Source organism: Hydrogenophaga sp. H7, assembly GCF_002025745.1.
GTDB lineage: Bacteria > Pseudomonadota > Gammaproteobacteria > Burkholderiales > Burkholderiaceae_C > Hydrogenophaga > Hydrogenophaga pseudoflava.
Genome location: NZ_MCIC01000016.1, coordinates 164052 through 176643 on the forward strand (window position 1 = coordinate 164052; position 12592 = coordinate 176643).

The window sequence follows — 12592 nt, forward strand, 5'->3', positions numbered from 1 at the left end:
TCGGGTTCAGGGATTCAGGGATTCGATGACGAGCTTGTCGCCCTCGGGGCCGGAGACCAGGCGCACTTGCCCGGGTTTGCCGAGCACCTCGGCCGGCAGCGGGGTGTCGCTGGTGCGGTAGATGCCAGCGATGGAAATCAGCTCGGGGTCCATGGACATCGCGAAGATGCGGGCTTCGGCGTTGCCGCGCGCTCCGGCAATGGCCTTGCCGCGCAGCGGTGCGTAGACGTGGATGTGGCCGTCTGCGATGACCTCGGCACCGGGGTTGACCATGGCCAGAACGACCAGGTCGCGGCCCCGCGCATAGACCTGCTGCCCGGAGCGCAGCGGCTTGTCGATGACCAGGGCGCTCGGCGGCGCGGTGGGAACAGGGGCCGACACCGGGGCCGGCGCGGCGGGGGCGGCCTGCTGGACCGGCGCCTCGTGCGCGCGCGCGGCGGCGCTGCGCTGTACGGTGGCGTCCTGGGCCGGCATCAGGCCGGCCAGCTCGGCGGCGGCGGCCTGGGCATCGTTGCCACCGCGCACCGCCACCGGCGCCAGCCGGAACCGGCGCAGCAGCGAGACCAGCGCAGGGAAATCGACCGGGCTGTCGGCCTGCTCGCCCGCCTGCAGCGGCGACAGGTCGACCAGCAGCGGGTCGTGGTCGAAGAAATCGGGGATGTCGCCGTAACGCTGGGTCATTTCCTCGGCCAGCTGGCCGAGGTCGGCGGTCTTGAGCAGCAAAGCCACCAGCGGCAGCTGGGCGCTCTTGATTTCGAAACTGGTCGGGGCGCTGGCGCTGAGGACAGTGGACATGAATCCGGCGTTGAACAGATGGCCGGAAAGGGTCCGGCCAGGTCGGCGGGCAGTTTACCAGCCGACCACCGGCGGCCCGCACCCGCACCGTGTCCACATGTGTCGGGCACACTGCGCGCCATGGACGCGCGCGATACCCCCCCTGGTTCCTCCGGCTGGCGGCCCGGCCTCTGGTGGCGCATGACCCGGCCGGCCTTCCTGCTGCTGACCGTGGTGGCCTGCGCCCTGGGCACGGCGACGGCCTCGGCCTGCGGCTGCGGTCTGGACCTCCCGCTGGCCATCGGCACCACGGCGCTGGCGGTGATGGCGCACGCCGCCGGCAACGTGCTCAACGACCTGCACGACGCGCGCAGCGGCGCCGACGCCGGCAACACCGGTGGCCTCTTTCCCTTCACCGGCGGCTCGCGCCTGATCCAGAACGGCGAGACCAGCGAGCGCGAGACCGCCGATCTGGCCAGGGCCCTGTTGCTGCTGCTGGTGCCCGGCGGCCTGCTGCTGGCGGTGAAGGCGGGGGGCGGGGTGATCGGGCTGGGGCTGGCCGGCCTGCTGCTGGTCTGGGCCTATTCGGCGCCGCCGCTGAAGCTGATGTCGCGCGGCCTGGGCGAACTCACCGTGGCGCTGGCCTGGTTCCTGGTGGTGCTGGGTGCCGATTTCGTCCAGCGGCGCCAGTTCTTCGTGATCCCGGCCAGCGTGGCCCTGAACTTCGCGGCCATGGTGGCGGCCTTGCTGCTGATCAACGGGGTGCCGGACGCCACCGCCGACGCCCGGGTCGGCAAGCGCACGCTGGCGGTCCGGCTGGGCCCCACCGGCGCCTGGGCGCTGTACACCGCGCTCACGCTCGGGGCACACGCGTGGCTGGCGGCATCGGTGTGGCTGCTGATTCCGCCAGTGCCTGCGCTGGGGGGGCTGGTCTCGCTGCCGCTGTCGTTGTTCGCCTCGGGCTGGCTGTTCCACCACCGGCACCAGACCGTCCGTCTGCGCCCGGCCCTGGCCGCGACGGTGGCGGCCACCTTGCTGCACGGCCTGGGCATGGCGGCTGGTTTTGCCTGGCTGGGCTGGAACCACTGAGCAGTTTTCAACAACTCTGTTGATAACTTTTTAAGAACACCATTGTTATCCACAATCGAAGCGGCTGTCGCCAAGTTGTTCCTTTTTCGACTGAACAGCGTCAGAACTTTTCGAACAGTGTTTTAAGGCCTTCAGAGGTTTGATTTCAAAAGGAAAAACAGACTTGTCCACACCAGAAGCCGCCCTCTACTACTACAACGAATTAGAGATATTGGAATAGTTAAACAAGATGGGGACAAAAAAAGCGCCGCCGGAAGGGGTTCCGGGGCGCTTTTTGACGGGTGTTCAACCGCGCTGGCGGCCGTTCAGAGGGTGTGGGTGACGAGCTTGAAGTCCGGGTCTTCCGCGAAGGGCTTGATCTGGAAGCCCAGGCCCTTCATGAGCTTGAGCATGCCGGGGTTGTTGGCCAGCACCAGGCCCTCGATTTCGGCCAGCCCCTTGTCCCGGGCCTCTTCCATGATGCTGAGCATCAGGCGCGATCCCAGGCCCTTGCCGTTGAAGTCGTCGGCCACCACCAGCGAGAACTCGCAGCTCGATTTGTCCGGGTTGGTGATGTAGCGCGAGACACCGACGACGCGCTCGGTCTCGACGAACTCGCCCCCGTCGGCGACCTTGCGCTCACGGTGGATGGCCACCAGGGCCATTTCGCGGTCGTAGTCGATCAGGGTCAGGCGCGAGAGCATGGACGGCGGCAGCTCGGTCATGCTGGAGACGAAGCGGTAGTAGCGGCTCTCGGGCGAGAGGTTCTGCACCAGGTCCTGCAGCATCTGGGCGTCGTCCGGGTGGATCGGGCGGATGGTGTACTCGCCGCCGCCGCGCAGCGGCCAGACCTGCTCGTAGCGCGCCGGGTAGGGCAGGATGGCCAGGTGGGCGTAGTTGCGCGCCGTGGCGGGTGCGCTCTCGATCACGATGCGGGCGTCCACCGCCACCGCGCCGTCCTCGTCCACGATGATGGGGTTGATGTCCATCTCGCGCAGCTGGGGCAGCTCGCAGACCATCTCGGAGACGCGCAGCAGCACGTGTTCCAGCGCGTCCATGTCGACCGCGGTGGCGCCGCGCCACTCGCCCAGGGTGTCGGCCACGCGCGAGCGCTCGATCAGGCGGCGCGCCAGGAACTGGTTGAGCGGCGGCAGCTCCATGGCCTGGTCGCCGATCAGCTCGATCATGGTGCCGCCGGCGCCGAAGGCGATCACCGGCCCGAAGGGGTCGTCGGTCTTGAGGCCGATGTAGAGCTCGCGGCCGCGCTTGCTGCGCGCCATCTTCTGGATCGTCACGCCGTTGATCCGGGCGCCGGGCTGCAGCCTGGCCACGCTCTGGATCATGGTGTTGTAGACGTCGCGCACCGCGGTCGCGTTCATCACGTTGAGCGCCACACCGTTGACGTCGCTCTTGTGGCTGATGTCGGGCGAGTCGATCTTGAGGGCCACCGGGTAGCCCAGCTGGGTCGCGATCATCATGGCCTCGTTGGGCGAGCGCGCCAGGATGGTCTGGGTGACCGGGATGTGGAAGGCCGAGAGCAGGGCCTTGGACTCCATCTCCGTCAGCACCTTGCGGCGCTCGGTCAGCACGTTCTCGATGATCAGGCGTGCGCCCTCGATGTCGGGGTTGGCCAGGGTGGAGAGCGGCGGCGGCGTCTGCTGCAGCAGCTGCTGGTTCTGATAGAAGCTGGCGATGTTGCCGAAGGCGCCCACCGCTGCCTCGGGCGTGCGGAAGCTTGGAATGGCGGCCTTGCCCAGCACCTCGCGCGCCTCGCCGACGGACGCATCGCCCATCCAGCAGCACAGCAGGGGCTTGTTCATGCGCGCCTTGGCCTCGGCCATCACGCGCGCCACGTCGGTGGCGTCGACGCCGGCCTTGGGCGAGTGCACCACCAGCACGCCGTCGACCGAGCGGTCCTGACCGGCGGCGTGGAGGGCGGCCAGGTAGTGTTCGGCGACGGCTTCTTCGGACAGGTCGACCAGGTCGCTCAGCGATGCCAGCGGGGGCAGCTTGGGCTTCAGTTCGGCCATGGTCTCGGGCGAGAGCTTGCCCAGCTGCAGCGCGATCTCGCTGACCCAGTCGGCCGCCAGCACGCCGGGGCCGCCGCCGTTGGTGATGATGGCCAGCCGCTTGCCCACCGGGCGGTAGCGCGAGGCCAGGCATTTGGCGGCCGAAAACAGTTCGACGAAGGAGCGCACCCGCACCGCACCCGCACGGCGCAGGGCGGCGTCGAACACGTCGTCGCTGCCGACGATGGCACCGCTGTGAGTCTGGGCGGCTTCGTTGCCGGCGGTCTTGCGGCCGGCCTTGAGCACCACCACCGGCTTGGCGTTGGCGGCGGCGCGCAGCGCGCTCATGAAGCGGCGCGCGTTGGAGATGCCTTCAAGATAGACGACGATGCTGTGCGTTTGTGCGTCGGACGCCAGGAAATCGAGCACCTGGGCGATGTCGACCGAGGTCTTGGGGCCCAATGAGACCACGGTGGAGAAGCCGACGCCGTTCTGGGTGGCCCAGTCCAGGATGGACGAGGTCAGGGCGCCCGACTGCGACACCAGGGCCAGCGGACCGACCGCCGCCAGCGGGCCGGCGACGCTGGCGTTCAGGCCGCTGCGCGGGCGCTGGAAGCCCAGGCTGTTGGGGCCGAGCAGGTGCATGCCGTGGCGCCGCGCCACCTGGTGCATCTCGCCCGCGATCTCGGCGTTGGCACCGCTGCCCACCACCAGGGCGGCCTTGCACTTGATGCGGCCGGCCACTTCCAGCGCCGACAGGGCCTCGGCCGGCGGCAGCGCGATGATGGCCAGGTCGGCCCGGGTCTGGGCCAGGTCGGCCAGGGTGCCGCTGGTGTGGATGTCCAGGAAGACCAGCGTGCCCGAGAAGCGCTGGCCGGTCAGCGCGGCGCAGAGGGTGCGCGCGTGGGCGATCTGGCTGTCCGGGTCTTCGTGGTTGCCGGCGAAGACGGCGATGGACTCGGGCTGGAAGAGGGGGGTGAGGTAGTGTTTGTCCATATTTCTTTCAGTCGGCCCCGATGAGGACCCTGACATGTGCGGCCACGCTGCGGGCCAGGGGGCTGAGCACGTAGCCACCTTCGAGGCAGGAGATGACACGGCCGTGGCAGTGTTTTTCGGCGACTTTCATCAGTTGTTGTGTCACCCAGGCGTAGTCGGCCTCGACCAGGCCGAGGTTGCCCATGTCGTCCTCGCGGTGGGCGTCGAAGCCGGCGGAGATGTAGATCAGCTGGGGCCGGAAGGCCTCGAGCGCGGGAAGCCAGTGCTCGGTGACCGCGGCGCGGAAGGCGTCGCTGCCGGAGCGGCTGGGCAGCCCGACGTTGACCATGTTGGGGCCGGTCGCGTTCTCGCCGTTGAAGGGGTAGAGCCCCTTCTCGAAGATCGAGCACATCAGCACACGCTCGTCGCCGCGGAAGATGTCTTCGCTGCCATTGCCGTGGTGCACGTCGAAGTCGATCAGCGCCACGCGCTCCAGGTGGTGCACGTCCAGCGCGTGCCGGATGCCGACGGCCACGTTGTTGAAGAAGCAGAAGCCCATGGCGGCCGAGCGTTCGGCGTGGTGGCCGGGCGGGCGGATGTTGCAGAAGGCGGTGGGTGCTTCGCCGGCCAGCACCAGGTCGGTGGCCTGCACGGCCGCACCGGCGGCGCGCAGCGCGGCCTGCAGGGTGTGGGGGCACATGTTGGTGTCGGGGTCGACCGCGCGCAGGCCTTCGGTGGGTGCGGCATCGAAGATTTCCTTGACGTAGAGCGAGGCGTGGGCGCGGCCGAGCTGTTCCTCGGTGGCCAGCGGCGCGTCGTAGGGGACCATGTAGTCCAGCAGCCCCTTGACCAGCAGGTGGTCGTTGATGGCACCCAGGCGCTCCGGGCACTCGGGGTGGTGCGCGCCCATGTCGTGGCGGGCGCAGTCGGCGTGGCTGATGAAGGCGGACAGCATGGTTCGGGTCTCCTCGGGCGGCGGATGCCTGCCGGGCGACTGCGCGCCCGTGCAGATTGACTTGTGTCAATCTAGACCCGAAGCCTGACGGCTGCCTTGACGCAACGCAACAAGGCCCTGTGGTGCGCCGGGTTCAGCCCAGCCCGGTGAGAGAAGCCGCGACCGCCCGCTTGAAAGGGGTGAAGCGCTCCCCGAGTTCCACCATGCCGCGGCGCAGCCAGCGTGCGGGCACGTGTTCGCGCGTGTAGAGGGTCGCCACGGCGTGGGTGGCCATGTAGAGGCCGCGCGCCGCGCGCTGGTGGACCAGCTGGTAGCGCTCCAGCAGCTGGGGCGATGCGATGTCCTGCCCGTTCTGGTGGGCGCTGATCAAGGCTTTTGAGAGCGTGTCGATGCTGCGCAGGCCGAGGTTGAAGCCGTGTGCGGTGACGGGGTGCATGCCGACCGCGGCGTCGCCCACGACGGCGAAGCGCTGTGCCACGAAACGCCGGGCCCAGACCCCCACCAGCGGGTAGGCGTGGCGCGTGCTGACCAGGCGCATGTCGCCCAGCTGGCCGCCGAAACGGCGCGTCATTTCGAGACCGAAGGCAGCCTCGTCCAGGCCCAGCAGCGGCTGGATGGCCTGGTGCGGCAGGGTCAGCACCACCGAGGAACGCGGACGGCCGCTGACCGGGTCGGGGTTCATCGGCAGCAGGGCCAGGGTCTGGCCGTGGTCGAACCACTCCCAGGCGGTTTCTTCGTGCGGCCGCTCGTGGGTCATGTTGCAGACCAGCATGGTGCGGCCGTAGTCGTGCATGTCGGCGGCGATGCCCATGGCGCGGCGGGTGCTGGAGTGGCGGCTGTCGGCGGCCACGACCAGGCGGGCCGACAGGGTCTCTCCGCCGGCCAGGGTCAGGCGGGCCGACTGGGCGTCGGTCTGGATGGCCGTGACCTGCTGGCCGCACAGCAGCTCGGGCGCGTCCCCCGGGCCGTCGCCCATGGCGGCCTCGAAGGCGGCGCGGCGGATGTGGTGGTTGGCAACCAGGAAGCCCAGCTCGGACTTCGGGCTGAGGTCGTGGCCGATGCGCATGCGCGACTGCGCCCTGCCAGAGCCGCCGTCGAGCACCAGCGCGTCCTTCAGCGGCGCGATGTTCTCGTCGCCGAGCCGCGGCCACAGGCCCAGCTGGCGCAGCTGTTCGGCGCTGTGCTGGGTCAGCGCGATCTCGCGGCCGTCAAAAGCAGGTTTCTGCAGCGATTCGAGGGGGCTCTGTTCGATCAGGGTGGTGCGCAGGCCGCTGCCGCGCAGCGCCCGGGCCAGGCTCAGGCCGGCCGGCCCGGCGCCCACGATGAGGAGGTCGTGTTCCATGGCGCGGCAGCTTACGTGTGTGCCACGGCCACGGGATTGACTCAGGTCAACGGGCACAAAAAAGCCCCGGCGAACCGGGGCTGTGAGGGCTGAGGAGAACCGTTCAATGAAGGCTGTGACGCATCAACTGGCCTTGGCACCGGGGCCGTCGCAGCCCATGCCGCCGCCCATGGCGCCCATGCCGCGGTGGCCACCGTGGCCGCCTTTGCCGCCCATGCGGTGTTCACCCTTCATGCCGGCGCGGTGGAAACCGCCGTGGGCCTGGGTGTCGAACACCTTCTGCTGCTCGGGCGTGAGCGCGGCGTAGAAAGTCTTGACCGCCTCGATGCGCTTGGCCATCGCGGCATCGCGCTCGGCGCGCAGCGCCTGCATCTTGTCCAGGCGCTGCGGCGTGGTCAGCTGGCTCCAGTCTTCCCGGGCCATACCGGGCGCGCCGGCCGGCGGGTTCGGCGCGGTGCCGGCGACGTAAGCGTTCCAGGCGGCTTCCTGCGAGGCGGTGATCTTCAGGGCCGACTTGAGCTGCGCCTGGTGCTCGGCGTGGCGCTTGGTCATCTGCTCCAGGCGCTGGGCGCGGCGCTCTTCCCACTGCTTGCTGTCGGCTCCGGCCTGGGTCCCCTGGCCGCGCTGGCCCATGTGCTGGGCGTGCATCTGCGGGTCCATGCCGTGGTGCTGGCCCATGCCCTGGGCGATGGCGGTGGCCGAGACGCCTGCGATGCCGGCGAGGATGGCGGCGACGGTGAGGCTGCGTTTGACGAGGGGTTTCATGCGAAGGCTCCTTGAGGTTGAGGGGGGAGGACACCGGGCGGGAGGGCCTTGTGCCTTGGGTTCAGTGTCATACCCCCGTGTGTACCGCTGTCTGCCTTTGTGATGCTGTCCGGTAAAGATTTGTTCCGGAACCTGCGACCGGGGAAGCCTGGGGTTTGATCCCGGTCAAGGATGGGCCAGATCGTCCAGGATCGGACAGTCGGGCCGTTCGTCGCCGGGGCAGTGGCACAGCAGGGTGTGCAGGCTGCGCTGCATGGCCTGCAGCGCCTCGATGCGCTGGGCCAGGTCGTCGTGGTGCTTCTGGGCGATGCGCTTGACGCTGGCGCTGCTGCGCCGCCGGTTGTGCCACAGGCTCACCAGCTCGGTGATGGCGTCCAGCCCGAAGCCCATGTCGCGCGCGCGGCGGATGAAGCGCAGCGTGTGCACATCGGCCAGGCTGTACTGGCGGTAGTTGCTGCCGGTGCGCGCCACCGCGCCCAGCAGGCCCAGCGACTCGTAGTGGCGCAGCATCTTGGGCGAGATGCCCGAGAGCTGCGCGGCGGTGCCGATGCTGACCGGCCAGCGGATGGCCGCGTCCTGAACGGCGTCGCTGTCCGACACCGGAGTGCCGGCCGGGTCGGATTTCATGCGGCGACCTGGTAACCCTCTTCCCGGATCGCGGCCGCCACCGCTTCGCGCGGCTGGGCGGTGTTCACCTCGACGAGGTTCTGCGCCCGGTCGATCCGCACCTCGGCCTGCGGGTCGAGGGTCTTGATGGCCGTCTGCACGGCGCGTTCGCAGTGGCCGCAGGTCATGCCCTGCACGGTGAAGGTCTGTTGGCTCATGGAGTAGCTCCAGTGGATTGAAAACAGCGCAATGATGCACCTTGACATGGTGTCAAGGTCAAGTGGCCTCGGTGGATACACCTTGTGGCTTGACCTTCCCATGGGGGTAAACCTTATGCTCACCCCATGAACTCAGTCACGATGGAATTGAACGACGACACCTGCCAGATCGACCTGGGCATCGGTGGCATGACCTGCGCCTCCTGCGTCTCGCGCGTGGAGAAGGCCCTGCGCAAACACCCGGGCGTGGAGGCGGCGACGGTGAACCTGGCGACCGAGTCGGCGCGCATCGTCTACCGCGGCAGCGACGCCACCCACGCCGCGGCACTGATGCGGCGCGCGGTGCGCGACGCGGGCTACGAGCCGCGCGCGATGGACGCGCCCGAGGTGGAACAGGAGCGTCTGTGGGGCCTGCCGCTGGACCTCTGGCCGGTGGTGATCGGTGCATTGCTGTCGGCGCCGCTGGCCCTGCCCATGGTGGGCGACCTGTTCGGAAGACACTGGATGCTGCCGGCCTGGATCCAGTTCCTGCTGGCGACGCCGGTGCAGTTCTGGCTCGGTGCGCGCTTCTACAAGGCCGGCTGGCACGCGCTCAAGGCCCTGACCGGCAACATGGAGCTGCTGGTGGCCATCGGCACCACGGCGGCCTGGGCGCTGTCCACCTGGCTGTGGTTCAAGGCCGAACCTGGCGAGATGGTGCACCTCTACTACGAGGGCGGCGCGGTGGTGATCACCCTGGTGCTGCTGGGCAAGTGGCTGGAGGCGCGCGCCAAGCGCCAGACCACCGACGCGATTCGCGCGCTGCACGCGCTGCGGCCGGAAAGGGCCCACCTGGTGCCCGATGGCGTCAAGCGCACCGAGATGAGCGATGTGCCGGTGGACGAACTGCTGGCGGGCGACATCGTGCGCGTGCTGCCCGGCGAACGTTTTCCGGCCGACGGCGAGTTGCTGCTGGGCGAGACCCAGGCCGACGAATCCATGCTGACCGGCGAGGCAATGCCGGTGGCCAAGCGCCCGGGCGACCGCATCACCGGCGGCTCGCTCAACGGCGAGGGGTCGGTCGAGATCCGGGTGAAAGCGGTGGGCGCGCAGAGCGTGCTGGCCCACATCATCGCCCTGGTGCAGGACGCGCAGGCCGGCAAGGCGCCGGTGCAGCGCATGGTGGACCAGGTGGCGGCGGTGTTCGTGCCGGTGGTGCTGGTGATCGCGCTGGTCACGCTGGCGGGCTGGCTCTGGACCGGCGCGCCGATGGAGGATGCCCTGCTGCACGCGGTGGCGGTGCTGGTGATCGCCTGCCCCTGTGCGCTGGGCCTGGCGACGCCCGCGGCCATCATGGCGGGCACCGGCGTGGCGGCGCGCCACGGCATCCTGATCAAGGACGCACAGGCGCTGGAGATCGCGCACAAGGTGGACACCGTGGCCTTCGACAAGACCGGCACGCTGACGGTGGGAAAACCGCGCCTGCTGCTGATCGAGGCCGTGTCCGGGGCCGACGAGGAGGCGGTGCTGGGCGCGGCGGCGGCGCTGCAGGCGCAGAGTGCCCACCCGCTGGCGCATGCGGTGCTGGAGGCGGCCACGGCGCGCGGCCTGGTGGTGGCCGCCGACGCGGCCCGGGAGGTGCAGGCGGTGACCGGCCGCGGCACGCTGGGGCAGATCAAGGGCGTGACCCTGGTGCTGGGCAGCCTGCGCTGGATGGACGAACTGGGTGTGCCGCTGGGGCCGCTGGCGCTGTCGGTGCACCGGCACCAGGCCGATGGCGCCACGGTGTCGCTGCTGGCCAGCCGTGCGGGCGAGGACCAGCCCTGGTCGGCCCTGGCCCTGCTGGCCTTCGGCGACGAGCCCAAGCCCGGTGCGGCCGGGGCGCTGGCGGCGCTCAAGGCCCAGGGGTTGAAGACCTACATGGTCTCGGGCGACAACCGCGGCGCGGCCGAGGCCATGGCGCGGCGGCTGGGCATGGATGTGGACGGCGGTGCGGTGATCGCCGAGGTGCTGCCGGGCGACAAGGCGGATATCGTCAAACGCCTGCGCGAAGAAGCGGGGGCCGGTCACACACACACCGTGGCCATGGTGGGCGACGGGGTCAACGACGCGCCGGCCCTGGCCGCCGCCGACGTGGGCATCGCCATGGGCAGCCGCGAAGGCGGGTCCGACGTGGCCATGCACGCGGCCGGCATCACCCTGATGCGCGGCGACCCGGCGATGGTGCCGGCGGCGCTGGACATCTCGCGCCGCACGGTGAGCAAGATCCGGCAGAACCTGTTCTGGGCCTTCGCCTACAACGCGGCCGGCATCCCGCTGGCGGCGCTGGGCTACCTGAGCCCGGTGCTGGCCGGCGCGGCGATGGCGCTCAGTTCGGTCAGCGTGGTGAGCAACGCGCTGCTGCTCAAGCGCTGGAAGCCCGGGCGCTGAGGCGGTGGCGGACGGTCACTGCCGCACGGCGTCGGCCGTGCGTTCGGGCGCCTGCACAGGAGTGGCCGGCGCCTCCACCAGGGGCTGTGCGGGCCGGTAGCCGTCGAGCGCCTGCCGGGTGTCCAGTTCGCGCATCTGGCTGAAGCCGTTCTGGAACAGGATCTTCTGCCCGTCGTTGCGCAGCTGGACGCGGGTGACCTCGCCCAGCGCGGCGCGGTGCTCCAGCAGGTAGTGGTGCGACGACTCGGCGATGCGGTCGATCTGGTCGCCGCTGAACCGGCCACCCGTGCGCAGGCCGTCCACCATGCGCTGCAGGGAGGCCGAGCTGGTGGCGTCCAGCGCCGGCGCAATGCCCAGCGCCTGCAGGGTGGGGTGGTCGCCAAAGCCGGTCGGGGCGAGCCGGTGTTCGCGCTGGAACTCGGTGAGCAGGCGCTCGGTGCCCGCGCCGAAATCGCTGTCGTCCTTGAGGGACTTGCCGTTGCGCTGCAAGGCCTGCTGCAGCAGCCGGACCTCGTTGCCCTGGTCCCCGCGGTCGAGCACCGACGGGTCGTTGACATCGCGCCGGTAGGCGGCGAGGGCGGTCTGGATCTCGGGGATGTGGCGTTCTTCGGAAGGGCGGTAGCGGTCGCTGGCCACCTGGCGGTGCGCGGCTTCCATCGCCAGCGCGTTGCCGGGTTTCTGGAAGTTCTCCTGGTACTGGCGGGCGAGTTCGCCGGCTTTGTCCGCGTCGTAGTTGGGCACCGAACCGTTCAGTTCGGCCACTTTGTTCATGAACCTCTCATAGTCCGCTCCCCCCTTCAACGAACCGACCAGTTCCCGGTACGAGGCAGGGTGCTGGTTGGCGTTCTTTGCGAGGATGCACAGCACCTCGAAGCGGCGCTGTTCCGGAATGTGTTGGCCATGCTGGTCGATGACCTCCTTGGCTGCGTCGGCCACCGCCTGGACCTGTGGAAAGTCGATGTTTCTGTGAATCCACTGCTTTCCTGCATCTGAACCCGCCCAGGCGTTGAAGGTGTCCCGGTGCTCGGCGGAGATGAACCGAATGGAAGGTCGGTTCCGCTGGCCGTTGCCATGACTGAGCAGATCGCTTCTCAGTTCAGCGAGGCCGGCCCTGTCGTCGGGGAAGGGCAGCTGGTGGGTACGGGCATAGGCCGAAGTCTGGGTGATCACCGCATCCACATAGGTGGTCTCTCCGGGCAGGAGAGACCTGCCGTTCACGGCTCCCAATGGCCAGGTGCCACGCTGCCCGAGGTCGACCTGGATGGACCCGAGCGAATAACCACTGTTCGCTGCTACGGCAGAGACGGTTCCCCATTCCTGGGGGCCCACCCCGGCGACGCTCAAGCGGTACGAGGCAGGGCCTCCTTCGGTGCCTCGTCCCACGACGAAGTACACCGCTCCGGCACGTTGTGCCGCGTCATTGATATCGATGTGTTTCATTGTCTTTCCCCCTGAATCGGTCTCTCTGGAC

At 69.3% G+C, this 12592-nt stretch carries 10 protein-coding genes; 2 read left to right on the forward strand and 8 right to left on the reverse strand.

Going from position 1 to position 12592, the window contains the following annotated elements; genetic code table 11:
• Nucleotides 1-6 precede the first annotated feature (6 nt).
• Nucleotides 7-795: a septum site-determining protein MinC gene (gene minC / locus BC358_RS14325; protein ID WP_079366357.1), complete on the reverse strand. Its 789-nt coding sequence runs from the start codon at nucleotides 793-795 to the stop codon at nucleotides 7-9.
• Nucleotides 796-915: 120 nt separating this feature from the next.
• On the opposite strand from minC, the gene BC358_RS14330 reads away from it, so the two are divergent.
• Nucleotides 916-1863 (forward strand): prenyltransferase, encoded by a 948-nt coding sequence (locus tag BC358_RS14330; RefSeq protein ID WP_218669496.1) that lies wholly within the window; start codon nucleotides 916-918, stop codon nucleotides 1861-1863.
• 305 nt (nucleotides 1864-2168) lie between these two features.
• On the opposite strand, the gene BC358_RS14335 is transcribed toward BC358_RS14330, so the two are convergent.
• The 6 genes from BC358_RS14335 to BC358_RS14360 form a co-directional block, all read right to left on the reverse strand.
• Nucleotides 2169-4847, reverse strand: coding sequence for a bifunctional acetate--CoA ligase family protein/GNAT family N-acetyltransferase (locus tag BC358_RS14335; RefSeq protein ID WP_079366359.1), 2679 nt, complete (start codon nucleotides 4845-4847; stop codon nucleotides 2169-2171).
• Between the two features lie 7 nt (nucleotides 4848-4854).
• The gene (locus BC358_RS14340) at nucleotides 4855-5781 is read right to left on the reverse strand and encodes a histone deacetylase family protein (RefSeq protein ID WP_066152086.1); all 927 of its coding nucleotides are present in this window, start codon (nucleotides 5779-5781) and stop codon (nucleotides 4855-4857) included.
• Nucleotides 5782-5914: 133 nt separating this feature from the next.
• Nucleotides 5915-7123: a 5-demethoxyubiquinol-8 5-hydroxylase UbiM gene (gene ubiM, locus BC358_RS14345; protein WP_079366360.1), complete on the reverse strand. Its 1209-nt coding sequence runs from the start codon at nucleotides 7121-7123 to the stop codon at nucleotides 5915-5917.
• Nucleotides 7124-7246: 123 nt separating this feature from the next.
• The gene (locus BC358_RS14350) at nucleotides 7247-7888 is read right to left on the reverse strand and encodes a Spy/CpxP family protein refolding chaperone (RefSeq protein ID WP_079366361.1); all 642 of its coding nucleotides are present in this window, start codon (nucleotides 7886-7888) and stop codon (nucleotides 7247-7249) included.
• 165 nt (nucleotides 7889-8053) lie between these two features.
• On the reverse strand, nucleotides 8054-8515 hold the full coding sequence (gene cueR / locus BC358_RS14355; RefSeq protein ID WP_079366362.1) for a Cu(I)-responsive transcriptional regulator: 462 nt from the start codon (nucleotides 8513-8515) through the stop codon (nucleotides 8054-8056).
• Nucleotides 8512-8712 (reverse strand): heavy-metal-associated domain-containing protein, encoded by a 201-nt coding sequence (locus tag BC358_RS14360; RefSeq protein WP_079366363.1) that lies wholly within the window; start codon nucleotides 8710-8712, stop codon nucleotides 8512-8514. Before BC358_RS14360 ends, cueR begins: the two co-directional genes overlap by 4 nt.
• 126 nt (nucleotides 8713-8838) lie before the next feature.
• Here BC358_RS14360 and BC358_RS14365 point away from each other — a divergent pair, with 126 nt between their 5' ends.
• Nucleotides 8839-11121 (forward strand): cation-translocating P-type ATPase, encoded by a 2283-nt coding sequence (locus tag BC358_RS14365; RefSeq protein WP_079366364.1) that lies wholly within the window; start codon nucleotides 8839-8841, stop codon nucleotides 11119-11121.
• A 15-nt stretch (nucleotides 11122-11136) separates the two neighbouring features.
• On the opposite strand, the gene BC358_RS14370 is transcribed toward BC358_RS14365, so the two are convergent.
• The gene (locus tag BC358_RS14370; protein ID WP_164868423.1) at nucleotides 11137-12339 is read right to left on the reverse strand and encodes a peptidoglycan-binding protein; all 1203 of its coding nucleotides are present in this window, start codon (nucleotides 12337-12339) and stop codon (nucleotides 11137-11139) included.
• Nucleotides 12340-12592 lie beyond the last annotated feature (253 nt).